This window comes from Shewanella morhuae, from assembly GCF_003028295.1.
In the GTDB taxonomy this organism is placed as follows: domain Bacteria; phylum Pseudomonadota; class Gammaproteobacteria; order Enterobacterales; family Shewanellaceae; genus Shewanella; species Shewanella morhuae.
On record NZ_PYSG01000002.1, the window covers coordinates 1,686,588 to 1,705,618 of the forward strand.

General features: G+C 44.4%; 18 protein-coding genes. 11 read left to right on the forward strand and 7 right to left on the reverse strand.

The window, feature by feature from the left end:
* Positions 1-3: 3 nt before the first annotated feature.
* Complete coding sequence (gene udk, locus C9I43_RS07920; RefSeq protein WP_076499714.1) at positions 4-642, reverse strand: uridine kinase; 639 nt, start codon at positions 640-642, stop codon at positions 4-6.
* Positions 643-653: 11 nt separating this feature from the next.
* Positions 654-1,769: an iron-sulfur cluster carrier protein ApbC gene (apbC, locus tag C9I43_RS07925; RefSeq protein ID WP_076499712.1), complete on the reverse strand. Its 1,116-nt coding sequence runs from the start codon at positions 1,767-1,769 to the stop codon at positions 654-656.
* Positions 1,770-1,929: 160 nt separating this feature from the next.
* On the opposite strand from apbC, the gene metG reads away from it, so the two are divergent.
* A complete protein-coding gene (gene metG / locus C9I43_RS07930) occupies positions 1,930-3,999 on the forward strand; it encodes a methionine--tRNA ligase (protein WP_107883099.1) in 2,070 nt (689 codons plus the stop codon).
* Between the two features lie 270 nt (positions 4,000-4,269).
* Positions 4,270-5,226 carry an AEC family transporter gene (locus C9I43_RS07935; RefSeq protein WP_107883100.1) on the forward strand — a complete coding sequence of 319 codons (957 nt, stop codon included), beginning with the start codon at positions 4,270-4,272 and terminating at the stop codon, positions 5,224-5,226.
* A gap of 152 nt (positions 5,227-5,378) precedes the next feature.
* Here C9I43_RS07935 and C9I43_RS07940 read toward each other — a convergent pair whose 3' ends face one another.
* Together C9I43_RS07940 and C9I43_RS07945 are read right to left on the reverse strand one after the other, a co-directional pair.
* Positions 5,379-6,131: a Nif3-like dinuclear metal center hexameric protein gene (locus C9I43_RS07940; RefSeq protein ID WP_107883101.1), complete on the reverse strand. Its 753-nt coding sequence runs from the start codon at positions 6,129-6,131 to the stop codon at positions 5,379-5,381.
* Between the two features lie 59 nt (positions 6,132-6,190).
* Positions 6,191-6,661, reverse strand: a complete 471-nt coding sequence (locus tag C9I43_RS07945) for an outer membrane lipoprotein (protein WP_107883102.1) — start codon at positions 6,659-6,661, stop codon at positions 6,191-6,193.
* A 54-nt stretch (positions 6,662-6,715) separates the two neighbouring features.
* On the opposite strand from C9I43_RS07945, the gene aat reads away from it, so the two are divergent.
* The 3 genes from aat (at position 6,716) to infA (ending at position 8,426) form a co-directional block, all read left to right on the forward strand.
* Positions 6,716-7,429 (forward strand): leucyl/phenylalanyl-tRNA--protein transferase, encoded by a 714-nt coding sequence (gene aat / locus C9I43_RS07950; protein ID WP_076499702.1) that lies wholly within the window; start codon positions 6,716-6,718, stop codon positions 7,427-7,429.
* The gene (locus tag C9I43_RS07955) at positions 7,416-8,126 is read left to right on the forward strand and encodes an arginyltransferase (RefSeq protein WP_107883103.1); all 711 of its coding nucleotides are present in this window, start codon (positions 7,416-7,418) and stop codon (positions 8,124-8,126) included. Before aat ends, C9I43_RS07955 begins: the two co-directional genes overlap by 14 nt.
* Before the next feature lie 81 nt (positions 8,127-8,207).
* Positions 8,208-8,426, forward strand: a complete 219-nt coding sequence (gene infA, locus C9I43_RS07960; protein ID WP_006081934.1) for a translation initiation factor IF-1 — start codon at positions 8,208-8,210, stop codon at positions 8,424-8,426.
* A 115-nt stretch (positions 8,427-8,541) separates the two neighbouring features.
* On the opposite strand, the gene clpA is transcribed toward infA, so the two are convergent.
* Both clpA and clpS read right to left on the reverse strand, forming a co-directional pair.
* Positions 8,542-10,809, reverse strand: coding sequence for an ATP-dependent Clp protease ATP-binding subunit ClpA (gene clpA, locus C9I43_RS07965; protein ID WP_107883104.1), 2,268 nt, complete (start codon positions 10,807-10,809; stop codon positions 8,542-8,544).
* 45 nt (positions 10,810-10,854) lie between these two features.
* The gene (gene clpS, locus C9I43_RS07970) at positions 10,855-11,163 is read right to left on the reverse strand and encodes an ATP-dependent Clp protease adapter ClpS (RefSeq protein WP_076499696.1); all 309 of its coding nucleotides are present in this window, start codon (positions 11,161-11,163) and stop codon (positions 10,855-10,857) included.
* Between the two features lie 194 nt (positions 11,164-11,357).
* Here clpS and cspD point away from each other — a divergent pair, with 194 nt between their 5' ends.
* The gene (gene cspD / locus C9I43_RS07975) at positions 11,358-11,564 is read left to right on the forward strand and encodes a cold shock domain-containing protein CspD (RefSeq protein WP_076499694.1); all 207 of its coding nucleotides are present in this window, start codon (positions 11,358-11,360) and stop codon (positions 11,562-11,564) included.
* 144 nt (positions 11,565-11,708) lie between these two features.
* Here cspD and C9I43_RS07980 read toward each other — a convergent pair whose 3' ends face one another.
* Positions 11,709-13,934 carry an NADP-dependent isocitrate dehydrogenase gene (locus tag C9I43_RS07980; protein ID WP_076499692.1) on the reverse strand — a complete coding sequence of 742 codons (2,226 nt, stop codon included), beginning with the start codon at positions 13,932-13,934 and terminating at the stop codon, positions 11,709-11,711.
* A 357-nt stretch (positions 13,935-14,291) separates the two neighbouring features.
* On the opposite strand from C9I43_RS07980, the gene rluE reads away from it, so the two are divergent.
* The 5 genes from rluE to purB all read left to right on the forward strand — a co-directional run bounded on the left by rluE (position 14,292) and on the right by purB (position 19,026).
* Complete coding sequence (gene rluE / locus C9I43_RS07985) at positions 14,292-15,095, forward strand: 23S rRNA pseudouridine(2457) synthase RluE (RefSeq protein ID WP_181317864.1); 804 nt, start codon at positions 14,292-14,294, stop codon at positions 15,093-15,095.
* 46 nt (positions 15,096-15,141) lie between these two features.
* Positions 15,142-15,636, forward strand: coding sequence for an NUDIX hydrolase (locus C9I43_RS07990; protein ID WP_076499690.1), 495 nt, complete (start codon positions 15,142-15,144; stop codon positions 15,634-15,636).
* Between the two features lie 250 nt (positions 15,637-15,886).
* Positions 15,887-17,005, forward strand: a complete 1,119-nt coding sequence (gene mnmA / locus C9I43_RS07995; RefSeq protein WP_107883105.1) for a tRNA 2-thiouridine(34) synthase MnmA — start codon at positions 15,887-15,889, stop codon at positions 17,003-17,005.
* 3 nt (positions 17,006-17,008) lie between these two features.
* Positions 17,009-17,626 (forward strand): high frequency lysogenization protein HflD, encoded by a 618-nt coding sequence (gene hflD / locus C9I43_RS08000; protein ID WP_076499686.1) that lies wholly within the window; start codon positions 17,009-17,011, stop codon positions 17,624-17,626.
* Between the two features lie 29 nt (positions 17,627-17,655).
* The gene (purB, locus tag C9I43_RS08005; protein WP_107883106.1) at positions 17,656-19,026 is read left to right on the forward strand and encodes an adenylosuccinate lyase; all 1,371 of its coding nucleotides are present in this window, start codon (positions 17,656-17,658) and stop codon (positions 19,024-19,026) included.
* Positions 19,027-19,031: the final 5 nt, after the last annotated feature.

The window sequence follows — 19,031 nt, forward strand, 5'->3', positions numbered from 1 at the left end:
TCGTTATTTCGCCAGTAAATGTTGAATACGCGTTTTTAAAATATCGGTCGCTATACGATTTTTACCGCCACGGGGCACGATAATGTCGGCGTATTGTTTCGATGGATCAATAAACTGTAAGAACATTGGGCGCACGGTTTTTTTGTATTGAGAAATCACCGATTCCATAGTACGGCCGCGCTCTGCCACATCACGGGTTAAACGACGTAAGAAACAAATGTCTAGTGGTGTATCCATAAACACACTCGCATCCATCAGTGCACGTAACTTAGGGTCAGTCAGTAACAAAATACCTTCTAAGATAATGACCTTTTTAGGGGTCATGGTAAGCGTTTCTGCGGTGCGGGTGTGTTCAGTATAACTATAACAAGGGATATCAACAGCTTCGCCAGACTTAAGTAACTGTAAATGGGTACACAGCAGTTGGTGGTCTAGCGCTTTTGGATGATCGTAATTGGTTAATATCCGTTCATCCATGGATAAATGACTCTGATCGCGATAATACGCATCTTCATTAATTACCCCTATTTGATCTGTGCCTAAATCGCGACGTAATTCGTCAAAAATCGTTTTGGCAATTAAACTTTTGCCCGATGCTGACGCGCCTGCAATTGCAATAACGACACACTGCTGAGAATTCATACCCTTAAACCTTACTCGTCGTCTGACATGCTGATAGAAACTGCTTTTTGGCTCTGTTTGAGTGCCAATTCGGCGCCCACTTTACGGGCAATTTCCCGATAAAGTGCGGCTACTTCGCTGTCAGGATCCGCTACCACTGTAGGAGAACCGATATCCATTGCTTCACGAATATTAATATGTAGCGGCAAAGCCCCTAACAATGGCACGTTATAACGCTCGGCCATTTTACTGCCACCGTGCGTACCAAATGGGTGTTCTTTATGGCCACATTCAGGACATAAATGAAAACTCATATTTTCGACAATACCCAGCACTGGAATGTTCACTTTTTGGAACATGTTGATGCCTTTTTGGGCGTCAGCCAGCGCGATATCTTGTGGCGTTGTAACAATAACTGCGCCACTTACAGGCACTTTTTGCGACAACGTTAATTGAATATCCCCAGTACCTGGCGGCATATCAATCACTAAATAATCCAGCTCTGGCCATTGGGTTTCGTTCAGCAATTGTGCCAGTGCGCCAGCAGCCATAGGACCACGCCATACGGCGGCCTCATCACCACTGAGCATAAAACCAATCGATTGCGCGGCAATGCCATGGGCACTGGCTGCGGTCATATGTTTGCCATCGGGTGAAACCGGTTTGAAATTAGGAATGCCTAACATCATAGGCACGGACGGACCGTAAATATCCGCATCGAGGATACCGACTTGTGCGCCTTCTGCTGCTAACGCTAAAGCAAGGTTAACCGCAGTAGTTGATTTACCTACACCACCTTTACCTGATGCAACTGCAATCACTTGTTTTACATTAGCAATAGGCGCAATAGCAGATAAAGCGGAATAGACTTTAGGTTGAAAATCAATTTCGCATTCAACCTCATCGATAGCATCAAGAACGGCTAACTTGTTCGTCAACGCCATCACAGTATCGCGATACTGTGTCATGCAAGGGTACGGATAAACTAAGCCAAGCAACAAACGCTTACCTTCCAACGCAAGTTTGTTTACGCATCCTGCGCTCACTAACCCCTTTGATAAATACGGGTCAACAAATGAATCGAGAATAGCCAGAACAGGCTCGAGAAGATCGTCATTTAGACGATAATCGGTTTGTATTGAAGACAAAAGAATTACCCCCACTGATAAATTTGTGCAAGTGTACCAGATAATGCTGAAAACATTAGCGCAGTTTTAGCTCAATCGACTCAGGTTTTGATGAAAATCATCCTGTAATCAGTTAGTATCTCTACCAATATTTTTGGCCCACCACGATATTTGAGAACAGATGGCAACTTCACAACGTAAAATTCTCGTGACCAGCGCACTTCCCTATGCAAACGGACCGATACACTTAGGTCACATGTTGGAATACATCCAAACTGATATCTGGTCGCGTTATCAAAAACTTCGTGGACATGAGTGCCACTATATTTGTGCCGATGATGCCCATGGCACGCCAATCATGCTCAAAGCACAGCAATTAGGCATCGCGCCTGAAAATATGATTGCCCAAGTGAACACTGAACATCAGCAGGATTTTGCTGATTTCAATATTGCTTTCGATAACTATCACAGCACCCACAGTGAAGAAAACCGCGTATTGGCGAACGATATTTATCTCAAACTACGTGCCAATGGTTACATCAAGAGCAAGAGCATTTCTCAGTTGTTCGATCCTGAAAAATCCATGTTCCTACCCGACCGTTTTGTTAAAGGGACATGCCCTAAGTGTAAGTCGCCTGACCAATACGGCGATAACTGCGATGCCTGCGGCGCAACTTATAGCCCAACCGAACTGATAAACCCTAAATCAGCGGTATCGGGTGCAACGCCAGTAATGAAAGATTCTGAGCACTTTTTCTTTGACCTACCCGCCTTCGAAGGCATGCTAAAAGAGTGGACCCGCTCGGGCGCTCTGCAAGTCGAAATGGCTAACAAACTCGACGAATGGTTTGAGCAAGGTTTAAAGCAGTGGGATATTACCCGTGATGCACCGTATTTTGGTTTCGAAATCCCCGATGCGCCGGGCAAATATTTCTACGTTTGGCTAGATGCGCCAATTGGTTACATGGGTTCATTTAAAAATCTATGTGACAAACGTCCAGAGCTGAGCTTCGATGAGTTTTGGGGTAAAGATTCTACAGCCGAGGTTTATCACTTCATTGGTAAAGATATTGTTTACTTCCACAGCTTGTTCTGGCCCGCCATGCTGCACGGCTCAGGCTATCGCCAGCCAAATAGCGTCTATGCCCACGGCTACGTGACAGTTAATGGCGCGAAAATGTCAAAATCCAAAGGCACTTTTATTAAAGCGCGCACGTATCTAGATCATTTAGATCCTGAATATTTACGTTATTACTACGCCGCAAAACTCAGCAGTCGTATCGACGACTTAGACTTAAATCTAGAAGATTTCGCCCAGCGAGTTAACTCAGATCTAGTCGGTAAATTAGTGAATTTAGCCTCACGCACCGCCGGCTTTATCACTAAGCGTTTTGATGGCAAGCTCGCAAAAATTAGCGATACCAGCTTAACTGAAGTGTTTTTAGCCAAACAAGACGTGATTGCCGAATTTTACGAGACTCGCGAATATGGCAAAGCCGTGCGCGAAATCATGGCACTGGCAGATATTGCTAACGGTTTTGTGGCTGATGCCGCGCCTTGGCAAATGGTAAAACACGATGACCAACAGGAAGCCGCCCATCAAGTGTGTTCAAACGCCTTGAATCTGTTCCGTATTTTGGTGACTTATCTAAAACCTGTATTGCCACGTTTAGCGCAAGATGTGGAAGCCTTCTTCCAATTGCCACTGACTTGGGATGCATTGAGCCAAGATTTAGCGGGCCATGAAATCGCGCCATTCAAAGCCATGATGCAGCGTGTTGAGTTAGATAAAGTTAATGCTATGGTCGCTGATTCTAAGGATAACTTGCAAGTCACGGCCGATGTGCCAAAGACAGCAGTAGCTGAAAAGACGGCTGAGGCTTCAGTTGTCAGCAGTGAGCCGCTGGTTGACGATCCAATCAGTGAAACCATCAACTTTGATGATTTTGCTAAAATCGACCTGCGTATCGCTCGCATCGTTAAAGCCGAACATGTTGCTGATGCCGATAAACTGCTGAAGTTACAACTCGATATCGGTGGCGAAACGCGCCAAGTGTTTGCAGGCATTAAATCAGCCTATTCGCCAGAAGATCTCGAAGGCAAACTGACGGTGATGGTGGCAAACTTAGCGCCACGTAAAATGCGTTTTGGCATGTCAGAAGGTATGGTGTTAGCTGCTGGCCCTGGTGGCAGCGACCTGTGGATTTTAGAACCCCATGAAGGCGCGCAGCCTGGCATGCGCGTTAAGTAATCCGCATTAGACCATACTCAAAAAATCAATAAGGCCGCATTTTATGTGGCCTTATTTGTTGGTATCGTTCGTGGACACTGAGTATCTCTTATTTTTTAAGCTGTTGAATGTAAATATTAAGTTTAAGAGACCAAGTTTACAAAACATAGTTTAAGGGATTAAGTTGATGCGCACATCTCTATCACCACAACATTTGCTGCAGTGTGGTATTCATATCTGTGACAAGTCTAAAATCGACAGGATTTTAAGTGAATAATTCAAGGAATAACTATGGAAATGATCATTGAGCAGTTACTGTTTTCTGCATCAATAACAGGTCCTATTTGTTTAATGTTAGCACTCGGCGTGCTCCTAAAACGCACCCAAATCATCAATGAAAACTTTATTGATGTCGCATCAAAATTAGTCTTTAACGTAACACTGCCTGCGTTACTGTTTCTCAGTATCATCAGCTCCAATCACAGTCTTGCCTCCAGCGCTCACTTGATTGGCTATGGTTTGATAGCCAATCTATTGTTTTTTATACTCTCCACTTATGCAACTGGGCGGCTTTTCCCCAAGCACAAAGACCAAGGTGTGATCATTCAAGGGGGATTTAGGGCCAATACCGCCATTATTGGCTTAGCTTATGTTTCTAACGCTTATGGGAGTTCTGGCGTTGCCTTAGCCGCGGTCTATGTCGCCTCGATGACACTGCTGTATAACATTCAAGCGGTTATTTGCCTAAGCCCTAAAGGCGAAGAATCCAGCCAACGTGCATTTGGCGTGATCATCAAGACCATCACCAAAAATCCACTGATCATTGCTATTATGGTCGGTATGTTGTTCTATTTACTTGCTATTCCAGTACCGAAAATGGTGCTCGATGCGGGACACTACTTTGCCAATATGACCCTGCCCTTAGCACTACTGTGCACTGGCGGTTCGCTCGATATTGGTTCACTCAAGCATGAAAAACATTCGACTTGGTTCTCGACCTCATTAAAACTGATCTTTGCCCCACTTTTTATCACGATTGGAGCCTTGCTGTTGGGCTATCGAGAAATTGAGTTAGCACTGGTCTTTTTAATGAGTTCTGCGCCCACCGCAGCCGCAAGCTATGTGATGGCGCGTGCCATGGGTGGAAATGCGCCCCTTGCGGCCAATATTATAGCCCTAACCACAGTCTGCTCGCTGGTCACTTGCACTTTAGGCATCTTTATATTATCCGCTTTGCGGCTGATTTAGTTAACTAGTTACCGCTAATCTTGGCAAATAGCAGTTTGTATAAACTGCTAAATAAATAGGTTTTAGTGACAATAAAAGAAACCAAGCAAAACCAGATTTTCCATTAAAGATCTATTGGTTAGATTGGTATCGTAGCCGTCTAAAGATATGCGTTAAACTGGATTAGTAATATCAACAAAATGATGCACTAAACCAAACTCACGGGCGAGATGGCGACCTAAGGCTTGAATACCGAAACGTTCAGTCGCATGGTGTCCAGCCGCAAAATAATGTATGCCTTGCTCCACCGCACTGTGGAAAGTGCGTTCGGACACTTCACCACTGATAAACGCATCCACGCCTAAACTTGCCGCAATATCGATATAGTCCTGCGCGCCGCCAGTGCACCAAGCTAAATGTTGAATTTTACCATCACCATTACCGATATGCAGTGGTGCTCTGCCTAAAGCATTTTCGAGGGTTTTAGAAAATTCGCTAGCACTAACGGCAAGATCAAGTTTGCCACGCCACAACAGCCCCTGAGCCACCTCTTCGATGGCTTCTGCATCGATGATCCCAAGTTGTCTGCCTAACGTCGCGTTATTACCCAGCATGGGATGAGCGTCTAAGGGTAAATGGTAACCCAATAGGTTGATGTCATACTTGAGCAGCGCTTTGATTCGGCGTTGCTTCATCCCTATGATCACTTCCGGCTCGTTCTTCCAAAAAAAACCATGATGGACCAAAATCGCATCGGCATTTAAACGAATCGCTTCATCTATCAAGGCCTGACATGCCGTCACCCCTGTGACTATGGTACGAATTTCATCCTTACCTTCTATTTGCAACCCATTAGGTGCGTAATCTTTAAAAGCCGACACATGTAAAAAATCAGCTAAATATTGGATTAGTTCTATCCGTGTCATTGCTACACCACTTATTTTTACTGAAAATAATAATTTTTTACTACGGATGATAATTGAGCCTACATGGCCAAGTCGACACGCACGCCACTTTGCAGATAGACCACGCGCACTCTGTCACCCGCATTAAAAACCATGCCAGAGTCGTAATCTTGAATCACCATAACCTGCGTACCATCTTCTTGATTAATCATTAATTCAACCAGCTTTAACGATTGCGTCGTCGTGCCGCTACCATATCGATTACCAATGCCACCACCAATTAACGCGCCTAGAATGGTTGCCACATCTTGGCCTGAACCACCGCCAAACTGATGGCCTATCACTCCGCCCGCCAACGCGCCACCGAAGGTTTTCCAACCTTGATTGCGATCTTCAATTAACTGGGTTTCAGTAATATTACGCACTGAAGTAATATCGCCATAGAGCACTTTCTCAACAGGTACAGCTTGATTACGCTCATAACCCGCAATAGCGGGGTTGATGAGAAAAGCAAAAATAAACATAAAGCTTGCTAGAGTAGGTTTCCACATATCTGAATTTCCGCTAACGTAGTAATAAGGCCAATAACTAAATCATACTCAATTGTGAAGTCTCTGTCTTTTTTGAATCACGAATTTGAAGCTTTTCCTTCACCCGAACTCGCCTTAACTGATCCTAATGGTTTATTGGCTATCGGCGGTGACTTGCGTCCAGAACGTTTACTCTCGGCTTACTACAACGGTATTTTCCCTTGGTTTAATGAAGACGATCCCATTTTATGGTGGTCGCCCGATCCCCGCGCAGTGTTCATTCCCGATGAAATCCACATCAGCACCAGTCTGCGCAAGTATTTAAAAAAGCAACCTTGGCGCATTACAATCAATCAAGCGTTTACCGATGTGATGGCCGGATGTGCTCAGCCACGCCTAAAACAGGACGGAACGTGGATCTCTCAAGAAATTCAAATGGCCTATCGCGAGCTGCATAACACCGGTCACGCCCATTCCATTGAAGTCTGGGAAGGTGAAGGTTTAATCGGTGGACTTTACGGCTTAGCAATCGGCCAAGTGTTTTGCGGCGAATCGATGTTTCACCGTAAAACCAATGCTTCCAAAGCCGCTGTTGCAGCACTGCAACAGCATTTAGTTAAAATGGGGTTTAAACTAATAGATGCGCAAATCATGAATCCCCACCTAGAAAGTTTGGGGGCGAAAGCCATTAAACGCATTGATTTTATAACGTTACTGAGCGAACTGAGAAACAACCCCGTGAACCCAATGACTTGGACCACTAAAGAGGTCATTCTTGAACTCGAATAAAGCATCGATTGCTATTGGTATCAGCCAAGTATTTCCCTGCAGCTACCTCGATGGTCAACAAGAGCAATTATTGGTTATCCAAGAAGAGACCCTCGACCCACTTTTATTTGAGCGTTTACTCGCGGTGGGTTTTCGCCGCAGTGGCAGCTCCATTTATAAACCTCGATGCCCACATTGCAGTGCGTGTCAGCCTATCCGTGTGCCAGCGTATGAATTTGTGCCATCTAAGCGCCAAAAACGGACTTTAGCCAAAAACCAAGATCTGACATGGCGGGTGACCTCTGAGCAAACTGCTGCACAATACGCACTGTATGAACATTACATTCGTGAGCGACATTTTGACGGCCCTATGTTTCCACCAAGTGAAGATCAATATAACCACTTTCTCTTTTGCAACTGGCTGCCGCCCACGTTTATCGAAGTCTATGAAGGTAATAAATTATTGGCAGTGGCTGTCACGGATACATTGCCCCAAAGTCTGTCGGCGATTTATAGCTATTTTGACCCTAATGAAGAGCATCGCTCACTTGGCGCACTGTTAATTTTAATTCAGTGTCGGCTGGCAAAACTGATGGGCAAAGAATTTGTTTATCTCGGATATCAAATAGATGAAAACCGTAAGATGTCTTACAAGCGTTTATACCGTCCTTATCAAATTCTGACTCCTAAGGGCTGGGAGTATTCCCAAGTTTGCTAAGTACTTCCCCTTTACAGCAAGGTGAATTTGGGGCATGATACGCCCGTTTTTTATATTCGAAGGCTAATGGGATAATTATTAATGGCGAAAGAAGACAACATTGAAATGCAAGGCACTATCCTTGAAACCTTGCCAAACACAATGTTTCGTGTAGAGCTTGAAAATGGTCATGTGGTGATAGCCCACATTTCAGGCAAAATGCGCAAAAACTACATCCGGATCCTCACTGGCGATAAAGTTACCGTCCAGCTGACTCCTTATGATCTGACCAAAGGTCGCATTGTCTTCCGCGCACGCTGATATAGCCTCTTAGATTTAAAAACCCGGAAAGACCGGGTTTTTTTGTTTGCGAAAGATGAAAAAATGGCTGCAATTGCAGCCATTTTTATGCCTAAAAATAATGATTAATCAATTACTAAGCTTTTGTCGTCGTTTTTTCAAGGCGTTCAGTGCGAATAACAATCTCGCCCTCTTTCACATCCACATGTGCAACACCGCCAGACTCTAACGCACCAAATAAGATCTCGTCTGCTAATGGACGTTTGATCAATTCGGTCACGACTCGTGCCATAGGGCGCGCACCCATGTTCTTGTCATAACCTTTCTCGGCCAGTAAGGTCCTAGCTTCGTCGCTGACATCTAAAGTAACGTGCTTAGCATCTAATTGAGCCTGTAGTTCCACCAAAAACTTATCAACCACTTTAGCGATAATCGTCATATCCAAATGATTGAACCACACGATAGAATCGAGACGGTTTCTAAATTCTGGTGAAAATACCCGATTAATTTCAGCTAATGCATCTTGGGTATGATCTTGCTGAGAAAAACCAATCGATTTACGAATGGTCTCTTGTACACCCGCGTTAGTGGTCATCACTAAGGTGACGTTTCTAAAGTCCGCCTTACGGCCATTATTATCGGTCAATGTGCCGTGATCCATTACCTGCAATAGTAAGTTATAGACATTAGGATGAGCTTTCTCGATTTCGTCTAGTAACACCACGCAATGCGGATTTTTAATCACTGCGTCTGTTAGTAATCCACCTTGGTCATAACCTACATAGCCTGGAGGCGCACCAATCAAACGTGACACTGTGTGGCTTTCCATGTACTCAGACATATCAAAGCGTATCAGTTTCATCCCTAGGCAGTTAGCCAGTTGATTTGTGACTTCAGTTTTACCCACACCAGTTGGGCCAGCAAACAAAAAACTGCCTACTGGTTTTTTATCTGTACCTAAACCACTGCGCGATAAGCGAATCGCCGAACTCAAACTCTCAATGGCTTTATCTTGTCCAAAGACCACCATCTTCAAATTACGCTCAAGATTACGCAGTAAGTCTTTATCCGTAGCCGATACCGATTTTTCAGGAATACGGGCCATTTTTGCCACAATGGATTCAATTTCAGCTTGGCCTATAGTCTTTTTGCGCTTACTTATCGGCAACATCACCATACGCGCACCCGCTTCATCAATTACATCAATGGCTTTATCAGGTAAATGCCTATCATTGATATGCTTCGCCGATAATACCGCTGCGCTACTGATAGCGGCTTGAGTATAACGAACCCCATGATATTCTTCGTATTTAGACTTAAGCCCCATCAAAATCTTCGTGGTTTCTTCCACTGAAGGCTCATTGATATCCACCTTTTGGAAACGACGGGCAAGCGCGCGGTCTTTCTCAAAAATACTTTGATATTCTTGGAACGTCGTCGAGCCCATACAGCGCAAATTACCGCTAGATAATAAAGGCTTTAACAGGTTGGAGGCATCCATTACCCCGCCAGAAGCTGCGCCCGCACCGATAATGGTGTGAATTTCATCGATAAACAAAATGGCATGTTTATCGGCGGCTAACTCTTTTAGTAGGTTCTTAAAGCGCTTTTCAAAATCACCGCGATATTTTGTCCCTGCCAGTAGTGAGCCTAAATCTAAGGAATAGACCGTCGCTTCTAACATGACATCGGGCACTTGTTTATTGACGATACGATACGCTAGGCCTTCAGCAATCGCAGTTTTACCTACGCCAGCCTCACCCACTAACAGCGGGTTATTTTTACGGCGACGGCATAGGGTTTGAATAGCGCGCTCAATTTCTTGATCGCGACCAATTAAAGGGTCGATATCCCCTTGTTTAGCCAGCTGGTTTAAGTTGGACGCAAATTGCGACAACATGCTGCGCTCTTCACTGCTTTCGCCCTGTTCTTCGACACGTTCTTGATCTTGTGGCGATTCAGCATCGTCATTTTTCGCAAAACCATGGGAAATAAAGTTCACCACATCTAAGCGACTGATATCACAGCGGCGTAATAAATATACGGCTTGGGATTCTTGTTCACTAAAAATAGCGACTAAAACATTAGCACCATTCACTTCATTGCGGCCCGATGACTGCACATGGAATACTGCACGTTGCAGCACTCTCTGAAACCCAAGCGTTGGCTGAGTTTCTTTGTCATCGTCAATATCGGCAATGATTGGCGTTGTTTGTTGGATAAAGCTTGCCACTTCATCTCTGAGTTTATCTAGATTTGCGCCACAAGCGGTTAACGCTTCTTGAGCAGCAGGATTGTCGATCAGCGCTAATAACAGATGTTCCACTGTCATATACTCGTGACGCGCGTCTCTGGCTTGCTGAAACGCCAGATTCAAGGTGACTTCCAGATCTTTGTTCAGCATAAGCACCCCCAAAAAATTAACAACAGACTACAGAGTTAAGCGATTTTATGCTTTCTCTAATGAACACAGTAACGGATGTTGGTTTTGTCTTGCAAATTGATTTACTTGTATCACCTTAGTTTCTGCAATCCCAAAAGGGAAAATTCCGCAAATACCTTTCCCTTGGTGATGGATCATTAACATAATATCGGTCGCTTCCTGCTCATTCTTGCGAAAAAAAACCTGTAAAACTTCAATCACAAAATCCATTGGTGTGTAATCATCGTTATTGAGTACTACCTTATACATCGAAGGTGGCATCAACTCTGATTCGATACGTTCTTCAACGTGTTCAATATTTCCTATCTTCGCCATTTTTAATACTAGCCTCTCGTGTTGGCCTCTTCCAATTTGTTCCGATCAAATTAATTAGTTGTTGCTTACTTGTTAATTTTAGCTTGACTTCCGCTTTTACTCCTTACATTCTGTTGTTCTGACGGTGAAAGAATAACCGTCTACAGCAGTTTTACTATCTTACTGGTAAGTAAACAACAGAAGGAAGTTGAAGTATGGCAAGCGGAACTGTTAAATGGTTCAACAACGCCAAAGGATTCGGGTTTATTTGCCCTGATCAAGGTGGTGAGGACGTTTTTGCACATTATTCTACCATTGAAATGGAAGGCTATAGAACTCTAAAAGCAGGCCAGCCAGTTCACTTTGAAGTAGAAGCAGGCCCAAAAGGGATGCATGCGTCAGCCATTTCACCAACAAAATAACGTTTGGTGAGGCCAATGATCTAAAAGGCAGGGATATATCCCTGCCTTTTTATTAGTGCACATAATATTCCACTGCGGCTTCATCCGGTCATATAAAAAAGGATCTGCATTACAGATCCTTTTTCGTGATGTTCGCGGTTAATACTAACCCACTAACAGTTTGTTCAACGTTTCGCTTGGACGCATGGCTTTTTCTGCTTTTGCCGCATCTAAACGATAATAACCACCTAAATCGACAGGTGCACCTTGTGCCGTCGCTAACTCGGCGACAATCACTTGCTCCTCTACCGCTAACGCGTGCGCTAATGGAATGAAATGCGCTTGTAACTGCTCATCACTCGCTTGCGCTGCTAGGGCTTGTGCCCAATACATGGCTAAGTAGAAATGACTACCACGGTTGTCGAGCTCGCCCACTCTTCTTGATGGTGATTTGTTACTATCTAAGAATTGGCCAATGGCTTGGTCTAAGGTATCGGCCAATACTTGTGCTTTAGGATTACCCACTGTTTGGCTCAAATGCTCTAAAGACGCCGCCAGTGCTAAAAACTCACCCAATGAGTCCCAACGCAAATGACCTTCTTTCTCAAATTGCTGCACGTGCTTTGGTGCACTGCCGCCCGCGCCAGTTTCAAATAAGCCACCACCGTTCATTAACGGAACAATTGATAGCATTTTTGCGCTGGTGCCCAGTTCGAGAATAGGGAATAGATCGGTTAGGTAATCACGTAAAACGTTACCTGTAACAGAGATAGTATCTTGGCCATCTTTGATGCGAGTCAAAGAGAAACGAGTCGCTTCTTCAGGTGACATAATGCTGATATCTAAGCCATTAGTGTCATGTTCTGGCAGATATTGCTGCACTTTAGCTATGATTTCTGCATCGTGGGCACGCTTGCTGTCTAACCAAAATACGGCTGGAGTATTGCTTAAACGAGCACGGCGCACGGCCAGTTTTACCCAGTCACGAATTGGCGCATCTTTAACTTGGCACATTCTCCAAATGTCACCCGCCTCAACGTTGTGAGTCATTAATACTTTACCGCTAGCATCAACAACGTTCACCACTCCGTCAGCTGGGATTTCGAAGGTTTTATCATGGCTACCGTATTCTTCTGCTTTTTGCGCCATCAAACCCACGTTAGGCACGCTGCCCATGGTTTTAGGATCAAAAGCACCGTGTTCTTTACAAAACGCAATAGTTTCTTGGTAGATACCGGCGTAACAACGATCGGGGATCATGGCTTTAGTGTCATGCAGTTGACCGTCTGGTCCCCACATTTGGCCAGATGAGCGGATCGCAGCAGGCATAGAGGCATCAATAATGATGTCACTTGGTACGTGTAAGTTAGTAATGCCTTTATCAGAATCCACCATAGCCAATGCTGGGCGCGCAGCATAAACGGCGGCGATATCGGCTTCAACTTCGGCGCGGCTATCTGCTGGTAATGTGGCTATTTTGGCATACACATCACCAAAACCATTGTTAACATCTACGCCTAATTCAGCAAAAAGCGCGGCATGTTTGTCAAATACTGGCTTGAAGAATACCTTCACAGCATGACCAAACATAATAGGATCAGACACTTTCATCATAGTGGCTTTCAGATGTAGCGATAACAACACATCTTCTGCTTTGGCGTTTTCGATTTCACGCTCATAAAAGCTCACTAGGGCTTTTTTGCTTAATACTGCCGCATCGATAATTTCGCCAGCCAATAACTTAAGGCCTGATTTAAGCACCACTTCTTGACCATCTTTTTGCGTCAGCACGATATTCACGCTGCCAGCATCTGACAAAGTCACTGACTGCTCGCTACCATAGAAATCACCGTCGGTCATATGAGCAACGTGTGACTTAGAATCGCTAGCCCATTTACCCATAGAGTGCGGGTGTTTTTTGGCAAAGTTTTTAACTGATAACGGTGCACGGCGATCTGAGTTACCTTCACGCAGCACTGGGTTAACTGCACTGCCTTTGATCTTGTCGTAACGGACTTTAATTGATTTTTCAGCGTCGGTTTTAGGCTCATCCGGATAGTTAGGGATGTCATAACCTTTTTGCTGCAGTTCAGCGATACACGCTTTTAATTGTGGAATCGAAGCACTGATATTAGGTAATTTAATGATATTGGCTTCAGGCTGATTAGCTAACTCGCCAAGTTCAGCCAAATGATCTGCAATTTTTTGAGCGTCGGTCAGTTGCTCTGGGAAACTGGCAATAATACGTCCCGATAACGAGATATCACGGGTTTCAACCGCCACCCCTGCAGCGTTAGTAAACGTTCTGATAATAGGTAAAAGTGAAAGGGTAGCCAATGCTGGCGCTTCGTCTGTTTCAGTGTAAATAATTGTTGATGAGTTATCTTTCATGTTACATCCTACATTATTGTAAAATTTAATATTTTTTTATAATAATTTTATAGCATGGCAATCAAATTGGGGCACGGTAAAAATATCAATCAAGGCAATCGAGTACGCCTAAAACGATTGAATTTTCAATGCCCGTCAACTAATCGCTCACGCTAAACGTGTTACAACGACTCATTAAAAGCGATATACCCAAACCACCACTGAATACTAGATGAGGGAGTTTGGCTATAAAACTTTAGGCACAGATCACATTTTCTGGCCGACATCATAGAGCATTCGCAACAATATTCAAATTCCACTAAGGGCGAATGCCAAGTACACTAGAGCGACATTAACCGCCAATCAAGTTAGGTAAGCGTGTCTCAACCTCCTGTTAGCAAAAGTATCAACAAAAATAAGTTATCACCTAAACGTGCCAATACTGGTGCAGGCTCCCCTGCTAAGCCTTCGGCAAAGCCGACTAACAAAAGCTCAGCTAACAGAGCCACTGTGGCTGAAGGTAAAGTACTTCCGGCGCGTAATGCTAATGGCAGTTTAAAGAAAGAACCGTTCAAAAATCCTAATCGTCGTGCGGTTGCCGCGGCTAAACCGGTCGCAAATCAAACTATTGCGCCAGTTATCGTGCTGTTTAATAAGCCTTTTGACGTACTTTGCCAGTTTACCGATGAACAGGGCCGTAAAACGCTAAAAGATTATATTCCTATCGCTGATGTGTACGCCGCAGGCCGCTTAGACCGAGACAGTGAAGGCTTATTACTGCTCACCAATGATGGGCAATTACAAGCAAGACTGACTGAGCCGAAAAAGAAAACCTTTAAAATTTATTGGGTGCAAGTAGAAGGTGTTCCAAGCGAGAATGTGCTAACAAAATTACGTCAAGGTGTTGAATTAAATGATGGTATGACATTACCTGCTAAAGTCAAAATCATGGATTCGCCCGATATTTGGCCACGTAATCCTCCAGTAAGAGAACGTAAAAATATCCCAACCACTTGGTTAGAGATTCAAATCCATGAGGGCCGTAACCGTCAAGTTAGACGCATGACCGCACATATCGGTTTTCCGACCTTAAGATTAATCCGTTATAAAATAGGTCAATGGAGTCTAGATAATTTACCGTCAGGTGAGCACAAGTGTATTCGCCTCGGTGATCAAGTCTAAATATTTGTCATATTTTTGCTGCTGAAATCCACTCAAAGGAGCCACTATGAGTCAAAGATATAAACCCAATGTGACCGTCGCTTGTATTATTCATGCAACGTCACAGGACAAATATCTCATGGTAGAAGAGTGGATTGATGGCGAGCAGCGCTTTAATCAGCCAGCGGGTCACTTAGAAGCGAATGAAAGCATAATTCAAGCCTGTGAGCGTGAAGTATTTGAAGAAACTGGGTTATCACTCAAGCCCCAAGGGCTCGTCGGTATCTATCAATTTAGCGCCAGTGAAGACTTAGCCTTTGTGCGCTTTACCTTTTTCGTGCAGCTTAATGATATGCCCTCACCCACACCGCAAGACAAAGCTATCCATAGTGCGCATTGGTTGAGTTTTACTCAAATTGAAGCGCAGCAATCTTTACTACGCAGTCCCTTGGTACTCGATTGCCTAAAAGACTATCTTAATAACGTGCAAATAGGCCAAAGTTACCCCCTCAGCTTACTTAATAGTGACCGCCTCACGATAGCCCAAGCGAGTAAGGCGTGATAGAATGTTGCCCCGCATAAAGTGCTCGTTAAACTTATGCATGTGCTAGTACCTGTCGGTCTCAACGTGACTAAATAGTCAGCCAAAAATGTGAGTCGTCGGCCGTAAATGCGGATTTTAATAACTGCTCGCACTACATACATTTTTCACCCATATTTTTCAGTTAGGTTAAGCATTTTTTTACGCGTGCTATTGCGCAGCTTAAATTTAGCCACCTAACCAACACACATACTCAATGGTTTTAGGATTTATGACATCAATCGAACCCACTCATACAGGAAAAAAAGTCATTGTCGGCATGTCTGGCGGTGTAGATTCATCTGTTTCAGCTTATTTGCTTATGCAGCAAGGCTATCAGGTTGAAGGCCTTTTCATGAAGAACTGGGAAGAAGATGATAATAGCGAGTATTGTGCCGCCGCTGATGATTTAAAAGATGCCCAAGCCGTATGCGATAAGCTAGGGATCAAGCTACACACAGTGAATTTTGCTGCCGAATATTGGGACAATGTGTTTGAGTATTTCCTCGCCGAATACAAAGCGGGCCGCACACCAAATCCCGATATCATGTGCAACAAAGAAATTAAATTTAAGGCATTTTTAGAATTTGCTGACGAAATCCTCGACGCCGATTACATCGCCATGGGCCACTATGTGCGCCGCCGAGACAATAGCGATGGCAGTACGCAAATGCTGCGCGGCATTGATGGCAATAAAGATCAAAGCTATTTTCTTTACACGCTCAGCCACGAGCAAGTGGCTCGTAGTCTGTTCCCTGTGGGTGAACTCGAAAAACATGAAGTGCGTGAGATTGCTAAAAAAATGGGCTTAATTACCCATGATAAAAAAGACAGCACTGGCATCTGCTTTATCGGTGAGCGTAAATTTACTGAATTTTTAGGTACTTATTTACCAGCGCAGCCGGGCAATATCGAAACCCCAGAAGGCGAAATCATCGGCACCCACCAAGGGCTGATGTATCACACCTTAGGCCAACGTAAAGGCTTAGGTATCGGCGGTATGAAAGATAGCAATGACGACCCATGGTATGTGGTTGATAAAGATCTTGAACGCAATGTATTGATCGTAGGCCAAGGCGGACACCACCCTCGTTTAATGTCTACGGGGATGACAGTTAATCAACTGCATTGGGTAGATAGAACCGGACCCGTTGATGGCAGCCATATTGTAGTGAAAACCCGTTATCGCCAACAAGACGTACCTTGTACTTTGACCTACACCGATGAACACACCTTAAAAATCATATTCGATGAGCCTGTTGCGGCGGTAACGCCTGGGCAATCTGCGGTATTTTATGATGGTGAAGTCTGCCTAGGTGGCGGCATCATAGATCAACTGATCCGAGGATAAAGCGTGAACGAACAACTCGTTAATCGGACTATGGCTTTTGCAGGTATATTGCAAGCCATTGCCCAAGTTCAACATTTAGCACGTCATGGCGAATTAGATAAAGCCGAGCTTGCGGCGAGCTTAAATACCATTCTGGTCACCAATCCCGACAATACTGCTGATGTCTATCAAGACAAAATGCTATTGCAAAAAGGCTATAAACTGATCTTGAATCAGCTCGGTGACGGCAGCCAAAAAGATGTAGAAATCACTCGCTATTTAGTTGGCGTATTAGCCTTAGAGCGTAAATTAGTTCGCTCAAGCAGCGGCTTAGCTATGCTAGCCGAGCGCATTAACCAAGTGAATCGCCAGCTACATCATTTTGAAATCACTGATGAGCAAGTGATCGCCAATCTTGCCAGCATATACAGCGATATTATCAGTGATATAGGGCCAAAAATTCAAATAACTGGCAACCCGGTGTGTTTGCAACGCCCTATTGTGCAACAAAAAATTCGCGCTCTGCTGCTTGCAGCCATGCGCAGTGCTGTCTTATGGCGCCAACTTGGCGGTAAGCGTAGACACTTAGTTTTCGCCCGCAAAGCCATCATAGATACAGCTCAGAAAAGTCTTACCCTATAATAAAATTAGCGTTCATCAAGGAGCTTCACATGGATCTTTCCGCACTAACGGCTATCTCTCCGGTAGACGGCCGTTATGGTAGTAAAACCGCATCATTGAGAGGGATTTTCAGCGAGTTCGGTCTTACCAAGTACCGTGTTCAGGTTGAAATCAATTGGCTAAAGCTGTTAGCCAATTGCCCTGATATTAAAGAAGTACCAACATTAAGCGAATCAGCTATCGCTGTGCTTGATGGTATTAAAGATAATTTCAATGAACAAGATGCGCTGCGTGTTAAGGCTATCGAAAGCACCACTAACCACGATGTGAAAGCAGTTGAATACTTCATCAAAGAAAAAATCGCGGGCAATGCTGAATTAGCCGCTGTAGGCGAGTTTGTTCACTTTGCCTGTACTTCAGAAGATATCAACAACTTAAGCCATGGTTTAATGTTGACTGAAGCCCGTGAGCACGTATTGCTACCCTACTGCAACGAGCTACTAACTGCGATTAAAGAGCTGGCGATTGAATATCGCTCTGTGCCATTAATGTCACGCACCCATGGCCAGCCCGCTTCCCCATCAACACTGGGTAAAGAGATGGCAAACGTAGCAGTACGTCTTGAACGCCAAATCAAACAAATCGCCAATGTTGAAATTATGGGCAAGCTGAACGGCGCAGTAGGTAACTACAATGCCCACATCTCAGCTTATCCTGAAGTTAACTGGCATGAACTGTCTGAACGTTTTGTGACTAGCCTTGGTCTGCATTGGAATGCGTACACCACTCAAATTGAGCCGCATGATTATATTGCTGAGCTATTTGATGCAGTTGCCCGTTTCAACACTGTGCTGATTGATTTTGACCGTGATATTTGGGGTTATATTGCCCTTGGTCACTTCAAACAACGTACTATTGCTGGTGAAATCGGTTCATCAACCATGCCGCACAAAGTAAACCCCATTGATTTTGAAAACTCTGAGGGTAACTTGGGTATTGCGAACGCAATAATGCAGCATTTAGCCGCTAAGCTGCCGTTATCAAGATGGCAACGTGACTTAACTGACTCAACGGTACTGCGTAACTTAGGTGTGGGTATTGCCCATGCATTGATCGCTTATCAAGCGACCTTAAAGGGCATCAGCAAGTTAGAAGTAAACGAAGCGCACCTGCGTGATGAGTTAGATCATAACTGGGAAGTGTTAGCAGAACCCGTCCAAACGGTAATGCGTCGTTACGGCATTGAAAAGCCATACGAGAAATTAAAAGAACTGACGCGCGGCAAACGTATCGACGCGCAGCAACTGTCAGTATTTATTGACGGACTGGAATTACCAGATTCAGTGAAAGCTGAACTGAAGAAAATGACGCCAGCCAATTATATTGGCCGCGCCGAAACGTTTGTCGACGAACTGAAGTAAGTTTT